The organism is Psychrobacter sp. AOP31-B2-9 (assembly GCF_052378005.1).
Lineage (GTDB): Bacteria > Pseudomonadota > Gammaproteobacteria > Pseudomonadales > Moraxellaceae > Psychrobacter.
Map to the genome: position 1 here is coordinate 1 of NZ_JBQSXG010000025.1, position 20,966 is coordinate 20,966.

At 43.0% G+C, this 20,966-nt stretch carries 18 protein-coding genes and 1 pseudogene; 8 read left to right on the top strand and 11 right to left on the bottom strand.

The annotated features are described in order from the left end of the window. The first annotated feature begins 224 nt into the window (after positions 1 to 224). Positions 225 to 1,910 (top strand): ATP-binding protein, encoded by a 1,686-nt coding sequence (locus ACT3SX_RS04710; protein WP_192519374.1) that lies wholly within the window; start codon positions 225 to 227, stop codon positions 1,908 to 1,910. Positions 1,911 to 2,066: 156 nt separating this feature from the next. Next, a complete protein-coding gene (locus tag ACT3SX_RS04715; RefSeq protein WP_192519375.1) occupies positions 2,067 to 2,246 on the top strand; it encodes a hypothetical protein in 180 nt (59 codons plus the stop codon). Positions 2,247 to 2,342: 96 nt separating this feature from the next. On the opposite strand, the gene ACT3SX_RS04720 is transcribed toward ACT3SX_RS04715, so the two are convergent. Beyond that, on the bottom strand, positions 2,343 to 3,821 hold the full coding sequence (locus ACT3SX_RS04720) for an ATP-binding protein (RefSeq protein ID WP_192519376.1): 1,479 nt from the start codon (positions 3,819 to 3,821) through the stop codon (positions 2,343 to 2,345). 446 nt (positions 3,822 to 4,267) lie between these two features. On the opposite strand from ACT3SX_RS04720, the gene rpsP reads away from it, so the two are divergent. The 4 genes from rpsP to rplS all read left to right on the top strand — a co-directional run bounded on the left by rpsP (position 4,268) and on the right by rplS (position 6,697). Further along, positions 4,268 to 4,537 (top strand): 30S ribosomal protein S16, encoded by a 270-nt coding sequence (rpsP, locus tag ACT3SX_RS04725; RefSeq protein WP_068038349.1) that lies wholly within the window; start codon positions 4,268 to 4,270, stop codon positions 4,535 to 4,537. Positions 4,538 to 4,685: 148 nt separating this feature from the next. Further along, on the top strand, positions 4,686 to 5,219 hold the full coding sequence (gene rimM / locus ACT3SX_RS04730; RefSeq protein WP_192519377.1) for a ribosome maturation factor RimM: 534 nt from the start codon (positions 4,686 to 4,688) through the stop codon (positions 5,217 to 5,219). 102 nt (positions 5,220 to 5,321) lie between these two features. Then, entirely contained in the window at positions 5,322 to 6,095 is a 774-nt protein-coding gene (trmD, locus tag ACT3SX_RS04735) for a tRNA (guanosine(37)-N1)-methyltransferase TrmD (RefSeq protein ID WP_192519378.1), read from the top strand. 209 nt (positions 6,096 to 6,304) lie between these two features. Then, entirely contained in the window at positions 6,305 to 6,697 is a 393-nt protein-coding gene (rplS, locus tag ACT3SX_RS04740) for a 50S ribosomal protein L19 (RefSeq protein WP_192519379.1), read from the top strand. 218 nt (positions 6,698 to 6,915) lie between these two features. On the opposite strand, the gene ACT3SX_RS04745 is transcribed toward rplS, so the two are convergent. Beyond that, positions 6,916 to 7,479 (bottom strand): DUF4442 domain-containing protein, encoded by a 564-nt coding sequence (locus ACT3SX_RS04745; protein ID WP_192519380.1) that lies wholly within the window; start codon positions 7,477 to 7,479, stop codon positions 6,916 to 6,918. Positions 7,480 to 8,041: 562 nt separating this feature from the next. Between ACT3SX_RS04745 and ACT3SX_RS04750 the strand changes: the two genes are divergently transcribed. Both ACT3SX_RS04750 and uvrC read left to right on the top strand, forming a co-directional pair. Further along, positions 8,042 to 9,559 carry a DUF3360 family protein gene (locus tag ACT3SX_RS04750; RefSeq protein ID WP_192992208.1) on the top strand — a complete coding sequence of 506 codons (1,518 nt, stop codon included), beginning with the start codon at positions 8,042 to 8,044 and terminating at the stop codon, positions 9,557 to 9,559. Between the two features lie 162 nt (positions 9,560 to 9,721). Continuing rightward, positions 9,722 to 11,566: an excinuclease ABC subunit UvrC gene (gene uvrC / locus ACT3SX_RS04755; protein ID WP_192519382.1), complete on the top strand. Its 1,845-nt coding sequence runs from the start codon at positions 9,722 to 9,724 to the stop codon at positions 11,564 to 11,566. Positions 11,567 to 11,577: 11 nt separating this feature from the next. Here uvrC and ACT3SX_RS04760 read toward each other — a convergent pair whose 3' ends face one another. From ACT3SX_RS04760 to urtA, 9 genes and pseudogenes are all read right to left on the bottom strand, one after another. After that, the gene (locus ACT3SX_RS04760; RefSeq protein ID WP_192519383.1) at positions 11,578 to 11,952 is read right to left on the bottom strand and encodes a TonB family protein; all 375 of its coding nucleotides are present in this window, start codon (positions 11,950 to 11,952) and stop codon (positions 11,578 to 11,580) included. A 6-nt stretch (positions 11,953 to 11,958) separates the two neighbouring features. Beyond that, the gene (locus ACT3SX_RS04765; RefSeq protein ID WP_192519384.1) at positions 11,959 to 12,528 is read right to left on the bottom strand and encodes a dihydrofolate reductase; all 570 of its coding nucleotides are present in this window, start codon (positions 12,526 to 12,528) and stop codon (positions 11,959 to 11,961) included. 67 nt (positions 12,529 to 12,595) lie between these two features. Beyond that, on the bottom strand, positions 12,596 to 13,456 hold the full coding sequence (locus tag ACT3SX_RS04770; protein ID WP_192519385.1) for a thymidylate synthase: 861 nt from the start codon (positions 13,454 to 13,456) through the stop codon (positions 12,596 to 12,598). 45 nt (positions 13,457 to 13,501) lie between these two features. Further along, positions 13,502 to 14,386 (bottom strand): prolipoprotein diacylglyceryl transferase, encoded by an 885-nt coding sequence (lgt, locus tag ACT3SX_RS04775; RefSeq protein WP_192519386.1) that lies wholly within the window; start codon positions 14,384 to 14,386, stop codon positions 13,502 to 13,504. Between the two features lie 290 nt (positions 14,387 to 14,676). After that, the gene (urtE, locus tag ACT3SX_RS04780; protein WP_192519387.1) at positions 14,677 to 15,375 is read right to left on the bottom strand and encodes an urea ABC transporter ATP-binding subunit UrtE; all 699 of its coding nucleotides are present in this window, start codon (positions 15,373 to 15,375) and stop codon (positions 14,677 to 14,679) included. Positions 15,376 to 15,449: 74 nt separating this feature from the next. Further along, positions 15,450 to 16,211: pseudogene (urtD, locus tag ACT3SX_RS04785) on the bottom strand (urea ABC transporter ATP-binding protein UrtD); the annotation flags it as partial. A gap of 92 nt (positions 16,212 to 16,303) precedes the next feature. Next, positions 16,304 to 17,374, bottom strand: coding sequence for an urea ABC transporter permease subunit UrtC (urtC, locus tag ACT3SX_RS04790; protein ID WP_192519389.1), 1,071 nt, complete (start codon positions 17,372 to 17,374; stop codon positions 16,304 to 16,306). Positions 17,375 to 17,384: 10 nt separating this feature from the next. After that, positions 17,385 to 19,217, bottom strand: coding sequence for an urea ABC transporter permease subunit UrtB (gene urtB, locus ACT3SX_RS04795; protein WP_225739172.1), 1,833 nt, complete (start codon positions 19,215 to 19,217; stop codon positions 17,385 to 17,387). A gap of 170 nt (positions 19,218 to 19,387) precedes the next feature. Then, the gene (gene urtA, locus ACT3SX_RS04800; protein WP_192519390.1) at positions 19,388 to 20,740 is read right to left on the bottom strand and encodes an urea ABC transporter substrate-binding protein; all 1,353 of its coding nucleotides are present in this window, start codon (positions 20,738 to 20,740) and stop codon (positions 19,388 to 19,390) included. Positions 20,741 to 20,966: the final 226 nt, after the last annotated feature.

The following is a 20,966-nucleotide window of genomic DNA, read 5'->3' on the forward strand; positions in this document are numbered from 1 at the left end:
ACTTAAATGCAGTGTTATGTGGTTTAATTAGGTAATTAGAGTGGGTGCTGATTAAGTAAAGGTTATATAGGTATGGCTTTAGATGAATATTATGTATTAACCAAAATACAGTAGTCCGTAGTTATCTTTATTCAACCGTTCTCAGAATTATTCAGCATATAATACAGCGCTTATATGTTGAATGATATCAGCAGTTTTTATTTATTAAGTTGGTTACGGCGCGTATGTCATTAGTCTCTTCTTTAAAACACAGTATCTTTGTTCGTATTTATGCAGGACTACTCATAGTCTGTCTATGTGTGGCATTGTTTGCTCAGTTATTGATGGATACCATTAATAAAGAGCGTGTACAGTCTTATCGTGAAAGTATGGCAACAGGTGCCTTTCATTTGGTGAGCGAAGGCATTGCGCATCAGAGAAATGAAGAGCAGCGTGAATATTGGTTGTCTGACGCTAGCAGTTTATTTGGTGCAGAGTTTAGTATTGTACCTATTGACGAGGTAGATTTTAATGCCAGTGAATTGCGACGTTTTGAAAATGGAGATACGGTTGTTCGCTATGTTGCTCAGCCTGTATACGCTGATGTTTATTATCGTTTGCCTGATAAGCAAAGCGTCTTAACAGCAAGAGTAACGCAAGTGACCGAGCAGCAAGTAAGAGCCATAGCGGTGTTTCTCTTGGATGATTTGTCTTACCATATGACGTTGTCTGATAAACGTGCACGTTTGGCTCAGTTAGAAGAAAAGTTCTCTTTTCCGTTAGAGTTTAAAGCAGTAAACACACTTAATTTAGATACAGATCAAATGGGGCGCTTGCGCCGTGATGAGGTGGTTATCTCATTACAAGATACCAATAGTAGTAAAAGTTCGGCTATCAAAATAGTTGTACCCTCTGAAATCAACGATATGGCGATTTTGATCGGTCCAGTACCGTTATTCAATTGGTTCCCACTCAATTTAATTATCAGTATGATCCTTATCAGCATGTTTTTGATTAGTTTAGGTGTCTATGCATTGATTTTCCCGCTTGAGCGTAAATTGCAGTTGATTCAGGTTGGTGTCAATGAAGTCAGTAAGGGCAATTTGGACATTCAGGTTCAAGTAATAGGACAAGATGAAATTGCGCGCTTATCTGCGACTTTTAATGCGATGACTTCACATATCAAACGATTGATTGAGTCGCAGCGAGAGTTGACAAGAGCAGTGTCACACGAATTACGTACCCCTGTGGCTCGTATTCGCTTTGCTGTTGATATGCTTGCTGATACTGACGATGAGGACTCACGTTTTATGCAACGTGATTATATCGATGAAGATATTGAGTCGCTTAATGGTTTGATTGATGAGATTTTGACCTATGCAAAGCTAGAGGAAGGTTCGCCCAAGTTGGATTTAGAGCCCGTCAATTTAAGAGAGTTACTTGAGCAGATAGAGCGAGAAACTAATGCTTTGGGCAAGCCAATAAAAATTGTAACCAAGCTACCAAGCGCTAAAGTGACGGCCGTTGCAGATAAACGATATTTACATCGTGTGATCCAAAATCTTGCAGGTAATGCACTACGTTATGCAGAGACGACGATAGTCATTAGTGCTGGAGTGAAAAAAGGCAATGCTTTTGTGAGCGTTGAAGATGATGGGCATGGGATTCCAGAGTCAGATCGTGAAAAAGTATTTATTCCATTTTCGCGTTTAGATGACAGTCGTACGCGAGCATCGGGTGGCTATGGGCTAGGTTTGTCTATTGTATCGCGCATTGCTTTTTGGTTTAATGGTAATATGAAAGTTGATGAGAGCCAAGAGCTTGGTGGTGCCCGATTTATTATGACATGGCCTATTAAGCCACTGACACAAATCCTGGCTGCTGATGAGTTGACGCAAGAAAAGAGTGAGCGTGATTTTGATGATAAGTAATAACGGGGTTTTGGATAAGGAATAGCGGATATATGAATCAATAAGCTATAGATTGGTTTGATGTCTTTAGATGAAATAATTATCAGTAGTTGATTAACGATAAATGTTTCAAAAATAGTTTTTTGAAAACAGCCTAGAAGCAAAGGAAGATAAAGAATGCCGTATTTATTTGGTGGTTTGGTCGTGTTAAATGCGATAACATTGGGTTATTATTTATTCTTGCAGCAACCATCAACAACTCAAACATTAAAAGCAGCAAAAGAAAGCATTACCCAGCCGTTAGAGTTTACTAATAGCGCCAACTATATCCCTCCTACTATTGGAACTAGAGACTAGGATATACGGAGCATTGCTAGTCTTTAGTAATCAAGGTGCTTTTTTAGAAGTATTTAAAACCACCATCAGGTGTTTTTGAGTATGTATTATCAATACTTAGTATTTCTTATCTAGCACATCATCATTGGACACAAGGGTGTCTTCTGTATCAGAAGCGATGGTCTGATCTCCAGCAACTTTAGACAGTAAAGGAATATGTACACAGACTTGTAGACCACCATCGGGGTGGTTGATTGCTTCGACCTTACCATGATGTAATCCTGCAATTCGGCTAACGATAGCCAGTCCCAGTCCACTACCTTGTGTGGTACGTGCGGTCTCTCCACGTTCAAATGGTTGCATAATACGTTCTAACTGGTCTTCTGCAACGCCATCACCGCAATCACGTACACATATCATTAACTCTTCTTGAGCTTCTTTATTAATCGCGCTTTCAGTAACTACCTCACTATCTTCAGTTTCAACTGTTTCTGTAAAAGTTGGTACAACAGTGGCTGAGAGATAAATAGGTGGTTTGCCATAACGATTTGCGTTATTGACCAAATTGATAATCAGGCGTTTGATAGATAACGGTCGTACGGGTACAACCTTGTCACACTCTGACTGATAAATAAACTTTATTGGCGCAAACTGCACCATAATCTCATTAAATATGGTATCTAAATTGGTCAAACTCACTGGTTCGTCCGAGCCGTCTTTCATAAAAGAGATGAACTGCTCTAAAATCGCATCCATATCTTCAATATCGTAAATTAATCCTTCCCGAAAAAAGTCATCTGGTAGCATTTCTGCCGTCAAACGCATGCGAGTCAATGGTGTACGTAGGTCATGTGAGATACCAGCAAGCATAATGGTACGTTCTTTTTGCGCTTGGTTTAAAGTGGTGAATAGGCGGTTAAATGCCATATTGACCTGACGTATCTCTGTGGGACCTTTTTGCGTGGGTAAAGTGGTTGCATGACCAAGACGAATATAGTTGGTTGCTGCACGTTGCAAATAGCGTAATGGACGGTTTAGCTGCCTGGCTAGTAGGATAATGGTTAGTAGCGATAAAATAGGTAGCCCAATGAGGAAGAGCACCAATAACCCAGGACTGTACTGTGAATAATAAACCACTGGTTCACGAATCCAAAAACTGTCATCACGACTATCTTGTATCCAAAGCTGCGGTGTTGGCTTGAATTTAAAGTACACCTCAACAGGACGACCTAACTGCGCACCAATTTCACGTTGCAACACATCGGTAAAGACTCCAACAAAAGCCTTATCAGACACTTCTGGAAAGTCGTTAGGATTATTTACCACTACGACATGAGAGTGCTGATAAATCCATTGGCGGACCTTAGGGTTATTTTGCCAATCTTTATTAACACTATTTATTAGTTGTAGCTCGCTTGTTAAATAGCGAGCATGATTTTTTAGCTCCGGTAAATAAAGGCTACGCCAAAAGAATAAAATCGATAAGCCAACACTAATAAGGACAATGAAGGAAACCATCAAAGTTGTCAGCCAAGTATTGGAGTAGGAGCGTGCTAGCCAACCTTTACGACGTGGTTTTGGGTTTGAGATAGTCATATAAATCCAACATATTGAAAAAGATTTTATTAGAGTATGTTTAAGCGTTATCGTACTTTAGCTTTGTGAAAAGCAAAGCATTAGCATTGCGAGTATCATCGCTTTTATTCTGACGACATATAGTGTTATTAAGTGATTGGGTAAATAGCACATAGTCGATGCTCTATAGATTAACACAATCATCTAGGGATACTGAGCGCTTTAGGGTGGTGTGTCATTTATAAACCATTTCGATATCTACGGATGATTATGTTAACAATCTGATATCAAGGATAGTACGATATGGTAGTTTGAAAAGTGGTGGCAATTCGCAATTATGTTCACATCCACTAGCGTTTAAGCTATTGTTAATAAATAATTAAATAAGCATAGTTTATGTTTTCAATAAATAAAGACTGTGATATAATTATGCCCTTTTTGGTATACCTGCGAAAGAGAGAATTCACATGGTTGTTATTCGTTTAGCACGGGGCGGTGCCAAGAAACGCCCATTTTATCAAGTTGTTGTTGCTGATCAACGCCGCGCGCGTGACGGTCGCTACATTGAAAACATCGGCTTTTTTAACCCACTCGCTAAAGAGTCTGAAGAAGCAGTACGTCTAAATATGGAAGCGTACAATGCGTGGATCGCAAAAGGTGCACAACCTTCAGATCGCGTTGCTTCATTAGTAAAAGCTTACAACAAGTCTGCCGCTCAAACTGAAGCAACTGCTTAAGTTTTTGTTGTTATAGACTTTAGAAAACATAGCGTAACTGGCTTGGCCAGGGTACGCCATTAACTGTTTATCGCTTTTGATTGCGTTTATCGCTTTTGATTGAAATGTATTTACAATTGCTGTTTTAATCAATGTTAGGTTAGCCGTTATGTCATCCACTCCAAACGCTAGTGCCCTTATGAAAATTGGCCAGCTTAAAAAGCCTTACGGTATTAAAGGTTGGCTTTGGGTGTTTAGTGATACAGAAGATCGTACGGCAATATTTGACATGCAGCCGTGGTGGATGAAAACTGCCACTGGCATGAAACCTTTAACTGTTAAAGCTTGGCGTAAGCAGGGCACAGGAATTGTGGCTCAATTTGAGCAGATTCCTGATCGCAATGTTGCTGAGACCATGAACGGTGTTACCGTTTGGGTCGAACAAGACGTTTTGCCTGAGACAGCTGAAGACGAATATTATTGGTCGGATTTGGTCAGCTTGCGGGTGATGAACGAGCAAGATGAATATTTAGGCAATATCACTGAGATGTTTGAGACCGGTGCCCATGACATCATGCGTGTAACGGCAAATTCAGATAGTTTAGATGGTGAAGAGCGCCTGATTCCATGGCACAAACAAACTGTAATACAGGTCGATATGACTGAAAAAACAGTGCTTGTGGCATGGCCAAGTGATTATTGATACCAGCTTTAACGAGACAAGCTTCGGCTTTTTTGTTAGTTATCATCGATAATCATACCGATTCATTTAACCATTAATAGCCACAGTGCAAGTAGATATTAGATGTATTTTGCCGTCATTAGTATTTTTCCTGAGATGTTTGCTACGATTCGTGATTTTGGTATCACAGGTCGAGCAGTCACTCAGAATCAAGTGGCGATTGAATGCATTAATCCACGTGATTATACCACTGATAACTATCGCCGTATTGATGAGCGCCCTTATGGTGGCGGTCCTGGGATGGTGATGATGGCTGAGCCATTGTCAAAAGCTATCGAGGATGCGCGCTTGCGGGCTAGTCAATATGGCTGCCGTGTTGACAGTGAGCACTGTCCGGTGATTTATATGTCGCCACAAGGGCAAACGCTCAGTGAGAGTAGAGTTGTTGATATGACGGAATACGATGGCATGATTTTATTGTGCGGTCGATATGAAGGCATAGATGAGCGCCTGCTATCGCAATATGTTGATATGGAGGTATCACTAGGTGATTATGTGCTGACCGGTGGTGAGCTACCAGCAATGGTACTTATGGATAGCGTGATACGTCGTCTGCCTGACATTATGGGTGATGATAGGTCTGCTGAGCAAGACTCCTTTGTGGATGGCTTGCTTGACTGCCCACACTATACTAAACCACATGAGTTCGCTGGTATGGCAGTACCTGATGTTTTACTGTCAGGACACCATGCCAATATCGCTAAGTGGCGCTTTAGTCAGCAAGTCAGTCGCACGCAAGCGCGTCGTCCAGACTTGTGGCAGGCATTTACACCAACGGTAGAACAAGCTAAGTGGCTAAAAGCATTGGCAAAAGCAGACAAAAAACAGCATTCATAAGAGTAGCGTTGATAAAAGCCATCTTATAAATGATTGATTTGATAAACGGTTAAGAAACAAATTTTGCGCAACAATAAACAGGTCATCGCATAGTGGCCTTTGGTTATAACCCATTTACGTTGCGTCTCACCATAAAGAGATGCGATTAATTATTACAAACAGGTGATATGCGTTAAGCCTCTATTATCTAATGTGAGGAGATAACTCTCATGAGCAACAAGCATCCATTAGTTCAGGTCATCGAAAATGCTCAATTGATTGAGCGCCCAAGCTTTGCACCCGGCGATACCGTTGTGGTTCAAGTAAAAGTACGTGAAGGCGATCGTGAGCGTTTACAGGCTTTTGAAGGTATTGTAATTGCTAAGCGTAACCGCGGTCTAAACTCAGCGTTTACCGTACGTAAAATCTCAAGCGGTGTTGGTGTTGAGCGTGCATTCCAATTGCATTCACCAATCATTGACAGCATTGAAGTGAAACGCCGTGGTGCTGTTCGCCGTGCGAAACTATACTACTTACGTGAGCGTTCTGGTAAATCAGCACGTATCCGCGAAAAACTTGCTCCGCGTGTAGCTGCTCCAAAGAAAACTGCCGCTAAAGCATAAGTTTGAGCAGATGCTCAAACTTGCTTAGTTGCTAAGCCTTCTATTAAATGGCAAGGCAACTAAGCAAAAGTAGATACAAGCCCTTATTAATAGGTTTATCATATAAATAAGCGGGCCATACCAAAAAAGACGAAACCCCAATCTATGCGCAAGCTAGGTTGGGGTTTTTGTATGTGGGCTTTTAAATAAAATTTAAGAGTTAGACGCTTAGCAGCGTCTTAGCTGTCACTATCCAAATTGTCTATACGACTGGTTTGATTTTTGGATTTACTGTATTTACGCAGTCTGATATATATCGTCTTTGTGACAGTCGCAATAACTTTTTGCTGTTCATCGACTATATCGACTTTATATTCACGAAAAACAGCGTCACCATCTTTTGCTAATTCTTGAATGGTAATGATTTCTGAGCTGGCAACTTTCATTCGTGCCGTTACTTTGGTATGGCCCGGTGCCACAAAATCAATATGTGAGCTTTTATCCCAGACAACATAGCTACTACCTAATTGATGCATCAGCATAATCATATAGAAGGGATCAACCATCGAGTACAAACTACCACCAAACTGAGTACCGACGATATTTTTGTTTAACGAGTTTAGTCCCATACTGACGACACATAGACCTTGGTCAAGACTTATGTGATCGATTTTGATACCTGCACCGACATAAGGGGCATAAGTGTTGATACGCAGCTTAAGTAAGTGTGGGGTTAGCAAGGGTAGGATGCTTTGTTTTGCTCGACGTTTTAAAGTCTCAAAATTGGTAGGTAGTAAACTCATGAATTCATCCTATTACTTTTTTGATTTTTTAGTTATACCGATGGCGTCAATTTTTTGAAAACTATGTAAAAGAATAAGGCGTGTTAAGGATTCACCATTTTAGCCCATATGGAAGACTATCGATTGAATTGAGGACACGCGCTGTTTGTAAATATTCAATACGTTCTAATAATTAAAGGGTATTTATCATAAGTAAAAAACAGCAAAACTGCTAGACTTAAAGCGTAACTAATGCCGAGATAGTATAAAAATTATGCCGTTAAAAGTTAACAAACGTATATAGATGTCTGTCAACAAGAGGCTTTGATATTAAGTATTAGTAGCTAATATTTGATATTTTTTGTCAATTTAATAGTTGATTAAGTTTCCAAAAAATTATAATAAAAACTTTAAGTTATGAAATATAGTGATATATATAGCATCTTTACATACTTATATGCTCGCATTTCCAGTTCCCATGTCATACAATGGCTTGCAATTTTTAATGGTTACTTTATTTTATATAGAGTCACATTAATAAATTATCAGTAAACAAAAGCCTCAGTCGACACAAGGAAATGTGATGAGTAACACTCAGATCCCTTCTCCAGGGTCTAATCAGCAGCCGTCTAATTATGACACGGAGCTATCAGATAGCTATCTTGATTTGCACAAACCAAGTTCGAGTTTTGAAAGTCGTGATGATTATCTAAACCATGAATTACAAATCATGCAGCCAAAACGCTGGCGCGCCAATTTACCATTCCGTGATTACCGTTTTGAATTTGAAGATACCATTCCAGCCATGGCCGCGACGATTGGTAAAGTCGTTATGGTAGGCGCGATTGCCGCAACATTTGCAGGTCCGCTTGGTTTGGGCGACGCGTTTGTTTTAGAGAACGTTCGTTATGAGCTATTAATCGTTTCATTCTTTATTATCTTGTTTTCAGGATTTTTACTACCGACGGCCAACCTTGCTGGTACTCACGGTCCTCTCATCCCACTTATCCCTATTGTAGTAGCCGCTGGCGGGCATCCAATGGCTTTTGGCCTATTGATTGGTGCTTTTGGTTTGCTGCTTGCTATCAGTAAAGGAGGGAGCTTGCTGGCCAACTTAACCAGTAAGGGTGTGTGCGGTGGCCTTTTGATTTACTTAGGGTTTATCGGTACCACCTCACAGGTTAAAAACTTGTTTGCCTGGTCAGAGAGTATCGGCATGTCGCATATTGCCTTTTTTATTATTCTAGCAACGATTTTGTTATACGCATTACTAGAACATTGGCAAAAACGCTGGCTAGCAGTCCCACTAAGCTGTGTGTTAGGTGGTGGACTTGCCTTTGCACTGGGTGCACCTTTTGAGTTTAAAACAGCACCAGGTTTACCACATATGAACCCTATGTATTGGTGGGGTGAAAACACAGGTTGGATGCTTGGACTACCAACAGTTGAAAGCTTTATTGTGGTATTGCCGTTTGCTATTTTAGCCGTTGCGATGTGGTCGCCAGATTTCTTAGGTCATCAAGTATTCCAAAAAATCAGCTATCCTAAACGTACTGAAAAAGTGCTAATGGATATCGATGATACAATGACCAGTGCTTCAATTCGTCAGGTCGCAGGCTCTGTACTAGGTGGTGCTAACTTTGCATCATCATGGGGTACTTACATTGTTCCAGCGGCAATTGCCAAGCGTCCAATTCCTGCCGGTGCTTTGTTAACGGCCTTATTCTGTATTATCGCAGGGGTGTGGGGCTATCCAATGGATCTGGCTATCTGGCAGCCAGTGATGTGTGTTGCATTGATTGTGGGTGTATTTATCCCATTGCTAGAAGCTGGCATGGAGATGACTCGAGAAGGCAAAACCACGCAATCTGCCGCTATTGTCGTATTCGCATCTGCGCTAGTTAACCCAGCATTCGGTTGGTCAATTACTTTATTGCTTGATAATTTAGGTTTGATTGGCTCTAAAGAGCGTAGTTCTAATTTAACGAAAATGAGCCGCTGGATCATACCTGGTATTATGTTTGTGGTATTGACCAGTGTCATGGCTATCGTTGGTATGCTACCAGGCATCCCAGCATTGATGGAGAACTTCCGTCATTAACTTTCATCAATTGGCATTAATAACAGCAGTTTGTTAGTCAATAAAAGTCAGCCTTGGTGCTGGCTTTTTTATGGGCAACGCTGTCATGATAACTGGCTTGCAAAACGCTTACTACCGCCCCATAACTAGCTATATATCAGTATCTTGAGAGCAATAAATTCTATGGTCAATGTCTCAGAATCTAGTCCTGTCGATGATAAAAAAGCCCGTCTTAAACATTTGATTCAACGTCTACCAAATTTGCCAGGCGTCTATAAGATGCTGGGTAAAAACGGTGATATCCTGTATGTGGGTAAAGCCAAATCGCTTAAGAGCCGTGTGAATAGCTACTTCGCTAAGACAATCGATCATCCAAAGACTCGGGCACTAGTGGCACGGATTCATGATATTGAAACCATTATCACCCGTAGTGAGACCGAGGCATTGCTGCTTGAGCAAAACCTGATTAAAGAGTATCGCCCGCCATACAATGTGCTATTGCGTGATGATAAGTCTTACTTGTATGTATTTATCTCAGCAGACAAGCCTTATCCAAGGTTGGCTTATGGGCGCGGTAAAGGCAATCATCAAAAAGGTCGATTCTTTGGGCCGTTTCCCTCTGCTCACGCGGCAAAAGAAACCTTGGTGCTGATGCAAAAAATGTTTCAAATGCGCCAGTGCACCAATACTTTTTTTAAACAACGTAAGCGCCCTTGTCTGGAATATCAGATTAAGCGTTGCCGTGCCCCTTGTGTGGGTTTGGTATCACCTGACGAGTATGCAGAAGATGTAAATAACACCATTCGCTTTTTAAAGGGTGATTCTAGCGACATTCATAGCGCACTGATTGAAAAGATGGAAGCATCCGCCGAAGAGTTGGATTTTGAAAAAGCGGTCTTTTATCGCGATCAGCTGTCTATGCTGCGTGAGGTGCAGGCCAAGCAGGCTGTCTATACCGTACAAGGTGAGGCCGACGTGATAGCCATTGCCAGTCAGGCAGGTATGACCTGTGTCAATGTACTGACCGTCCGTGGCGGTCGCGTACTAGGCGGTAAGAATTACTTCCCTGATGTCGACAGCAGCGAATCGCTTGCGGACAATCTCTCTGCTTTTATTACTTCATTCTACTTTCAGGTAACGGATGATTTGCCTGCAGAGATTATTTTGAGTCACGAATTACCCGATCAGGTGGCGGTCAGTGAAGCACTGGCGACGCATTTCGGTAGTAAAGTGGTTATCAAAACCAATGTGCGTGAGCACCGTGCCGAATGGCTAGACTTGGCAAAACTGAACACTAATAATGCGCTAAAAACCAAGCTAGGCGACTATTTAGAGTTGCATGCGCGCTTCGGGGCACTAAAAGATGTATTGACCGATGTCACCGAGCGTACCATTGACCGGATTGAGTGTTTTGATATCTCTCATACCATGGGTGAGGCGACCATTGGCAGCTGTGTGGTGTTCGATCAAGGTGGCTCGCGCCGACGGGATTATCGCCAATACGCTATCCATGACATCCAAGGCGGTGATGACTATGCAGCGATGAAACAAGTGCTGACTCGACGTTATAAGAAACAGCCATTGCCTGATTTACTATTGATTGATGGCGGCAAAGGTCAGCTAGGTATTGCTAAAGAAGTGCTGACCGAGTTGGACATTCTGAGTGACACCTTGCTCATTAGTGTGGCAAAAGGGGAAGGGCGCAAGGCTGGGCTTGAAGTATTGCACTTTATCGATCATGAACCTTTAGATTTGCCGATGGATAGTAAGGCGCTACACTTACTGATGCATATTCGTGATGAGGCGCATCGTTTTGCGATTACGGCGCACCGTAAGAAACGCGACAAGCGTCGTTCATCGTCGGTACTAGAGGTGATACCCGGACTGGGTGAAAAGCGCCGCCGTGACTTACTCAATCATTTTGGCGGTATGCAGCAACTACTTGGCGCATCCCAACAAGAGCTATCAGGCGTGCAAGGTATTGGTCCTGTGCTCGCAAAAACGGTTTATAAAGTATTGCATGAGTAAATAGATATAGCTCAGTGGTGCATATCAACTTCAACCATTTTGTAAACAATAGGTAAGCTTACAGTTGATTCTATGAATTTACCGTCTTCAGTGGCCGCATGGAATATCATTTTGCGGGCCTGTATAGTGGCTTTTCTATCTAGGTGTCGATTACCTGACGATTTCTGAATACTAGCCCTGTCAACTGTGCCTTTCTTATTTATATTTAATGTAAGTATAAGGTCCAAACTTTCTCCAAAGTTCATCCTTCTCGATGCTTGAGAAGGGAGAGTAAAATCTACGGAGCGCATAACTGTAGGAGGAACTATAACAGGCTCTCGTTGAGGTAGACTTTGGCAGCCTGTCATAAATGCGAAGAGCAGTAAAAATGGTAAAGTTTTTTTCATTACTTCTTATTTCTCCGCATTTTTATAAGTCACAAATTTAAAATCCAACGCGCTTTTCTCATCGTGCATCTGCTTAGACTCTTCTACTACTGCAAATTCACTTGGTAACTCAGGATAGAACGCATCACCATCGGTAATTTCGGTATCGACGTGGGTCAATTCGATGCGGTCGGTATACATTAATGCTTCACTAAAGACACGCTCGCCGCCAATGACCCAAATGGTGTCAAGATGCGCGCCATGTGCCAGACTGGCTGCTTGTGTCAGCGCATCGTCTAGATTATGTACCACATGAGCATTGTCCTTGCTAACTAGGTCTTTTTGTTCCGCATAATCCAGTTGGCTGCTGATGATAAAGCTCACACGTTTTGGCAAAGGTTTGCTGCCCATCGACTCAAAGGTTTTACGACCCATAATGACGATACCTTGTATCCCGCCATCATTTTGTTTGGTCGTCATTTTTTTAAAGTGCTGTAAGTCTGCTGAGATATGCCACGGCAGCTCATTATCCTTACCGATACAGCGGTTACTACTAATCGCGGCGATTTGGGCAACTTCGGTGTGGGCATAACTCATAATCTATCCTTTTTATTATTTTTTATAATGCTAAGCTGATTTACAGCAGTCAATCAAACAAGTGCTGCTATACAGCCACTTTGGCTTTGATAGCAGGATGTGACTCGTAACCTTCAACACTAATATCTTCGTAGGTAAAGGCAAAAATATCATCAATATCAGGGTTGAGTACCAATGTAGGCAGTGTATATAGCGAACGTGTCAACTGTAGCTCAACTTGCTCACGGTGGTTTTGATAAATGTGGCAATCGCCACCTGTCCAGATGAATTCGCCGACTTCTAAACCACAGATTTGCGCGACCATATGGGTAAGTAGCGCATAGCTAGCAATATTAAATGGTACACCCAAAAATAAATCTGCTGAGCGCTGATAGAGCTGACATGACAGTTTATTGTCCGCGACAAAGAACTGAAACATGGTATGACAAGGCGGTAGGGCAACTTGATCGGCCTCGCCTGGATTCCAGCCAGATACAATCAAGCGTCGTGAATTGGGGTTGGTCTTTATTTGCTCAATGACCTGAGTGATTTGATCGACACCATCCGCATTATAATTACCAGCATCGTCTTTCGTTGCGCCATAGTTGCGCCACTGATGACCATAGACAGGCCCCAAGTCACCAGCAGGACGGTCAAAGCGTGCCGTCTGCTCGGCAGTAGCCCACTCATTCCAAATGCGCACGCCGTTGGCTTGCAGATAATCGACGTGAGTACTACCACTCAAAAACCAAAATAGCTCATAAGCGATGGATTTGAAATGAACTTTTTTGGTGGTCAATAGCGGAAACCCTGACGCCAAATCAAAGCGTAGCTGTGCGCCAAAGTGGCTTAGCGTACCAGTGCCAGTACGATCGCCTTTTTCGGTGCCTGTGGTCAAAACGTGTTGGAGCAAATCTAAATAGCCCTGCTCGTTATTGCTGTTAATCATAAAAATGCTCGTCGGTATGGTTTAATATGCTGTTAGATATGTAGCTTAATAAGCCGCTTGCTTACCCCAGTCATAGATGCCGCGTTTGTAGGCATAGATGAGTAGGATAAAGCCGATAACAATCATCGGAGCGCTGAGCATTTGCCCCTTGGTTATCCAGCCTAAAAAGATGAATCCTTGGTCAATATCCGGTTGACGGAAGAACTCGATGATAAAACGACTCACGCCATAACCCAACATAAACACGCCTGTTGCTGCCATGCGAGGACGTGGTTTTGAGGAATACCACCATAATAATAAGAATAACAGCAGCCCTTCAGCAAGTGCTTCATATAGTTGTGAAGGATGACGAGGCAATAGGTACTGACCATTGACTTCAGTCATAATGTCTTGTAGCGCAGGGTTAGCCTGTAGCTGCTGCATGTCAACGCTAGCCGCCTGTGGGAAGTAAGTGAGCCAGTTATAGCCACCGTCAGAGACACGGCCCCACAGCTCGGCATTTATGTAGTTGCCGATACGTCCGAATAATAGGCCAGTTGGTACACATGGCACGATAAAATCCAATACTTGGAATGGGGTCTTCTTATACTTACGAGCGAAATAAAACATCGCAAGCATGACGCCGATCAAGCCGCCATGGAATGACATACCGCCTTCCCAGACTTTAAATAGATACGCAGGGTTTTGTAGTAATTCACCGAATTGATAAAACAAGACGTAGCCGATACGGCCGCCCAAAATCACACCAAGTGCACCAAAGAACACTAGGTCGGATACCATGTCGCTAGTCCAGTTATCGCGTTTGGTGCTGCGATACCACGCTAGTCCGTAAGCGGCAGCAAATGCTAGCAAATACATTAGCCCATACCAATGGACTTCAACAGGCCCAATGGCTAATGCTACAGGATCATACTGAGGGTGAATCATCATAATGGCATCATAATATTGGTAATAAAGTGCTGACTATCATAGCAAATTTCATGCGCCCAGCATACACAATTGCTATGATGCCAAGCAGTTAACATCGAGAAGTTGAACGGTTGATACAGGGGAGAATGTATAGGGTAGGAAGCCAGTAAGGTAATAAATGAAATAGGACAAACCGTTGTGATTGCAAAAAGGTTTTATAACGAGATATAGAGCGTTGTCTTATGTCAATTATCATTATTTAAAATAAAGACACGCTCTAATCACTATAAGGTTGTTATGAGTGAATATCACTAAATGGCGACCAAATCCTGTACTTCGTTTTCGACCATCGTATCGCCTGCGCCCTGAGATACTACTTTGCCACGTGACAAGACAGTGTAGTTATCTGCCAGCTCCTCAGCAAACTCGTAAAACTGCTCGACCAATACAACCGCCATGTCGCCTTTGTCCGCTAAGTCTCGTAGCACGCGGCCAATATCTTTAATGATAGATGGCTGAATACCTTCGGTGGGTTCATCCAAAATTAGCACCGTTGGCTCGGAGGCTAAAGCGCGAGCGATGGCCAGTTGCTGCTGCTGACCGCCAGATAAATCACCACCGCGGCGATGCTTCATTTCATCAAGTACCGGAAAAATATCATATAAATGTTTGGGTACATGCTTGGCCTTACTGCGTGAAAATTTGGCCATGCCGATTAAGATGTTTTCTTCTACGGTCAGTGTCGAAAAGATATCGCGGCCTTGGGGCACATAAGCGAGACCTGCCCTTACTCGTTGCTCAGGAGACAGTTTGCTGATGTCTTTGCCATTGAGTAGAATTTCTCCTGATTTGATAGGCAGTATTCCCATCAAACATTTGAGTAGGGTAGTTTTGCCCACACCATTACGACCAAGTACCACGCTGCACTCGCCAACGGGTGCTGTCAGCGAGACGTCCCGTAAAATATGACTGCCACCATAGTATTGGTTGATAGCGTTAACTTCTAGCATGGCTGTCTCCTAACATTTAAATCTTCTCCTAAGATGCAACTCTCTAATATTATCTGATTTATCTAAATCACTTTCTATCGACCTAAGTAGGATTCAATCACCGCTTCATTGGCTTGCACTTCGGCTAAAGTACCTTCGGCCAAAATTGCACCTTGTGCCAATACAGTAACTTTTTCGCTAATAGCATCAATAAAAGTCATGTCGTGCTCGACGACGACTAAGGTATGGTTTTTTTTCAGGCGTAAGCACAGCTCGGCAGTATGCTCAGTTTCTGCATCAGTCATACCTGCCACAGGCTCATCAAGCAAAATTAGCTTGGGGCCTTGCATTAACAGCATGCCAATTTCTAACCATTGTTTTTGACCATGTGAAAGCAATCCGGCTGGCTTGTTGATTTTGTCGGTCAGGCGGATTTGTTGTAGGGTAGCGTCAAGCGTATCGCGAGTATCAGCACTGAGTTTGTTAAATAAGCTTTGCATGACACGCTTGTCTTTGGGGGCAGCCAATAACAAATTATCCATTACTGTAAAGTTTTCAAAGACAGTCGGTTTTTGAAACTTACGACCGATGCCCGCTTCAGCGATTTCTTCGGTCGACATATTGGCAAGGTTATGGGTTTGCCCAAAAAACACGCTACCTTCTGTAGGGCGAGTTTTACCAGTGATAACGTCCATCAGGGTGGTTTTGCCCGCACCATTTGGACCAATGATGCAGCGTAGCTCACCTTCTTCAATGTATAACGATAAGTCGTTGAGTGCGCGAAATGAATCAAACCAAACGCTCAATTCTTCTAGATATAGAGCAATACCATGACTAAAGTCAGCACCTGATTTTTTGGGATGAGTGAGACCATCACGACCATCAGTGTGGTCAAATTCAGACGGTTCTTTGGTAGGTTGTTCAACCGATAACAGTTTGTCCTTTAACATCAATACTTCTCCTTTTTGAAGCGGTCAAACAGACCCATAATGCCATTGGGTAAAAACAGCGTGACGACGACAAACAGTCCACCTAGAATCAATAGCCAAAACTCAGGGTAGGCGACAGTGAAGTAAGTTTTGACCGAATTGACCACACCGGTTCCTAAGATTGCTCCAATTAATTTGCCTCTACCACCTGTCGCTACCCAAACTGCCATCTCGATAGAATTAACTGGATTCATTTCACTCGGATTGATAATGCCTACTTGTGGTACATAGAGTGCGCCTGCGATGCCTGCAATGACGGCTGATAGTACCCAAGCAGATAGCTTGTACCATAATGTTCGGTAGCCTAAATATTGCAAGCGATTTTCGCCATCGCGAATAGCACCAAGTACTCGTCCGTATGGTTGATTCATCAAATGACGCAAACCCATATAAGATACTAATAACGCCAAGGCTGTGACGAAACATAGCATTGAACGGGTAGAGGCAGCGGTGATGTCGTAGCCTAGCAGGGTGGTAAAACCAGTAAATCCATTGTTGCCGCCGAAGCCAGTTTCGTTACGGAAAAACAATAATGCGGCTGCATAGACCATCGCCTGAGTGATGATCGAAAAGTAAACGCCTTTGATTTTGGAGCGAAAAGCAAAGAAGCCAAATATAAAGGCAATGAGGCCTGGCACTAAGACTACTAATGCTGTTGCCCACCAAAAATTTTGGGTGCCAGCCCAATACCATGGTATTTCCGTCCAACTCAAAAATCGCATAAAGTCTGGAAGCGCATCGCCTGCTGTTTCGCGCGTTAAATACATACCAAATGCATAACCGCCCAAGGCGAAGTAGAGACCATGTCCCAAGCTCAAGATACCGGCATAACCCCATACGAGATCTAATGCCAAAGCGACCATAGCCAGTGCCATTATTTTACCAATGAGCGTAATCCAGTAAGCTGAAAGATGAAATGTTGAGGTTTCTGGTATGAGATGTAGCCAAGGTAGTATTAATAGTACGGCAAAACATAAACCAATTAACACGGCACCACGCGGTGTATCAGACAGCAGTTTAGTCAATATCATAGGAGTCTCCTTATTCGACAAAGCGGCCTTTGAGTGCAAACAAACCTTGTGGCCGTTTCTGAATAAACAGAATCACAAGAACCAACAATACGATTTTGGCCAAGACTGCACCGATACCAATCTCAAGCACCGTGCCGCTGACACCGAGTCCTAAGGCTGCTAATACTGCGCCCCATACTTGACCGACACCGCCTACCACGACGACTAAGAAAGTATCGATGATATAGGTTTGACCCAAGTCAGGACCCACATTGCCCACTTGAGCAAGCGCACAGCCTGCCATGCCGGCAAGTCCAGAGCCTAAGCCAAAGGCCATCATGTCGATACGCGCAGAAGGAATACCAACTGCTTTCGCCATTTGGCGGTTTTGTGTCACTGCTCGTATAAATAATCCAAAGCGAGTTTTGTTGAGCAAGTACACCAACAGTGCCACGACGATGACAGTGAACACAATGATGGCAATACGGTTGTAAGGCAGTACAAGGCTCGATGACACTTGATATGCACCGCTTAACCAAGCCACGTTACTGACTTCGACGTTTTGCGCACCAAAAATCATCCGTACTAACTGCATTAAAATCAGACTCACCCCAAAGGTCGCCAATAGGGTTTCTAGCTGACGACCGTACAATGGGCGAATCACAATGCGCTCAATAATCATACCGATAATAGCGCTGACTAAAAATGCCGCTGGAATAGCAGCAAGCAAATACCAGCCTGCCATATCTGGCAGATAAGCTTGAAATGCGTTTTGAACCATATAGGTGGTATAAGCACCAATCATAATCAGCTCGCCATGCGCCATATTAATCACACCGAGAAGTCCAAAGGTAATCGCAAGGCCAAGCGCCGCTAGCAATAAAATACTGGCCGTACTCATACCTGTGAAAATATGACCTGTCCATGTACTGATTTCAATACGGCGTGACACGCTGGATTCAGCATCGATAAGCGCCGCTTTAAGTGCAGAGTCCAAATTATCAGCGGCAAGGGCAGACTCGATATCGACTAATACTTGTGGGCTATCACTATCCGCAAGTAGCTTTACGGCTGCTATTTGAGTGGGTAAATCACCGTTTTTAAAGTCAATACGAGCTTGTAGGGCAGTCAGCGCTTTTTGGACTTTCGCATTGTCCTCATTTGCTGCTGCTGTCGTAATAATGGTTGGATCTACTTGATTGATATTGTTGGCTAGAATATCGACTGCTTGTAGTCGCTGTGCGGGCTTGTCAGATTCGAGCTTGACCTTTGCTTGACCAAATACAAGTGCTGAGCGTAACGCATTGGTTAAGGTAATTTGGGATAAATCACTGGGCCAGTCGGTCGTTTCTGTTTTATCAGGATAGGTAAATAGCTGGTCATCGGCATTGAGTAGATAAGTTTGTCCGCCATTGCCCTGATACAGCTCATCATTGGCAATGTATTCAACCAAATTGTCTAAGCTTTCGACGGTTCCTGGCCAATCACTCAACATAGCTTGCCGCTGGCTAAAGTCACCTGCTACAAATTGCTCAATGGTGTCGTTTGAGTTTTCAGGGTTTGCTATTGAAGTATCTGAGGTGGTGGCTTGAGTAGAGCTAGATACGCTTGCAGGCGTGATCTGTGATTGCTCGCTATGCGCAGCATTCGTATCATGGTCATGTGCTGGACCGTCATGGTGCGCATGTGCAGAAGTGGCAAAAATTGTTATAAATAGTGCAGTCAAAGCAAGTAGCCGCAGAGATATAGATATTGGAAAAATCGCAGCGTGCTTTATTAGCCCACTTATTGGTGCTTGTTGATGATTGCCATGCTTAGTAGATGCTGTTTGTCCTGCAGTGGGGCATAAGATGTGACGCTGCATGTGCGGCTCCCTGTTCTTCACGGTCAACAAATTCTAGGTTCTATTACTTAGCGTATTCGGGTATGTCTTCAATTTATTCGACAGTCATCTAAATAGGTTGAAAATAAAGGTAGAGCGTAGGCGCTGTACTGTTTCATGCGCCTAGCACTACCAATTTTGAGGTAAGAGATTTATTTCGGAATGTATTCACTCCATGGCTGTGCTTGGATCACCTCTGGCGTTTTGAAAATCGTATCAAATTGTCCATCAGCACGAATTTGACCAATCATAACGGGTTTCCATAGATGATGATTTTCTTCATCCATTTTTAGTGTGTAGCCTGATGGCGCATCAAACGTCTGTCCTGCCATGCTAATACGTACTTTGTCGACATCGGTGGTGCCAGCTTGTTCGACGGCTTGTTTCCACATATTGATGCCCACATAGGTGGCTTCCATTGGGTCATTGGTCACGACTTTTTCAGCATTGGGTAGGTTTTGGTCTAGTGCGTATTGCTTATAGCGTTTGGTGAATTCGCTGTTGGTTGGGTTTTTAATCGACATAAAGTAATTCCATGCCGCTAAATGTCCTTGCAATAAGCTGGTATCGATACCGCGCAGTTCTTCTTCACCAACTGAGAACGCCATGACTGGAATATCTGCGGCGTCAATACCTTGGTTGGCAAGCTCACGATAGAACGGAACGTTTGAGTCGCCATTGATGGTCGATATTACCGCTGTCTTTTTGCCCGTTGAGAACTTTTTGACGTTGGAGACGATGGTTTGATAGTTACTAAAACCAAATGGCGTGTACTCTTCCATGATGTCTTCATCAGCGATACCTTTTGATTTCAAAAATGCTTTTAAAATCTGGTTGGTGGTGCGTGGATAGACGTAATCGGTACCTAGTAATACAAAGCGCTCTGCACCGCCACCTTCTTCACTCATCAAATACTCGACGGCTGGAATGGCTTGTTGGTTGGGTGCCGCGCCTGTATAAAAGATATTTTCTGATTGTTCTTGACCTTCGTACTGTACTGGATAGAACATTAAGCCGTTTAACTCTTCAACCACTGGTAACACGGACTTGCGTGATACAGACGTCCAACCACCAAAAATAACATCTACTTGGTCTTGAGTAAGTAGTTGGCGTGCTTTTTCAGCAAACAATGGCCAATCAGAAGCGGGATCAACGACGACTGGCTCTAGTTGCTTACCGAGCACACCACCATTGGCGTTGATTTCGTCAATGGTCATTAATGCAGTGTCTTTAAGAGACGTTTCAGAGATGGCCATGGTGCCAGATAGCGAATGCAATATACCCACTTTGATCGTGTCACCATCAGCAGCAGGGGTAGTCGTTGTTTCTGTAGTGGTTTCGGCTGTTGTCTCGGTTGAGGGTGTAGTCTCTGCAGGCTTTTGACAGCCAATTAAACTCAGGCTACCCGCCACGGCAATGGTCAATAATGACACGCGTGATTTGAGTTTGTTGTGAGGGTTTGATTCACTAAATTGAGGGCTAGTTAGAGTCGGTAACGAAAACATGGACATCTCCTAAATAAACACAAAAGATAAAATTGCTGTTACTTAACAGTGATTAATAGTTCAAGTTTCGTGCCAATCAAAAAGTCCAGCTATTTGGCAAATAACGGCTTAATAATTGAAATTTATGAAGATTTATCTTTAATATAGTGCATGGATTTTGGCAAGTTGCACCATAAAGGGGAATAAATAGCGAAATAATACAAACGATAGAAACAGAGCGTTTCTA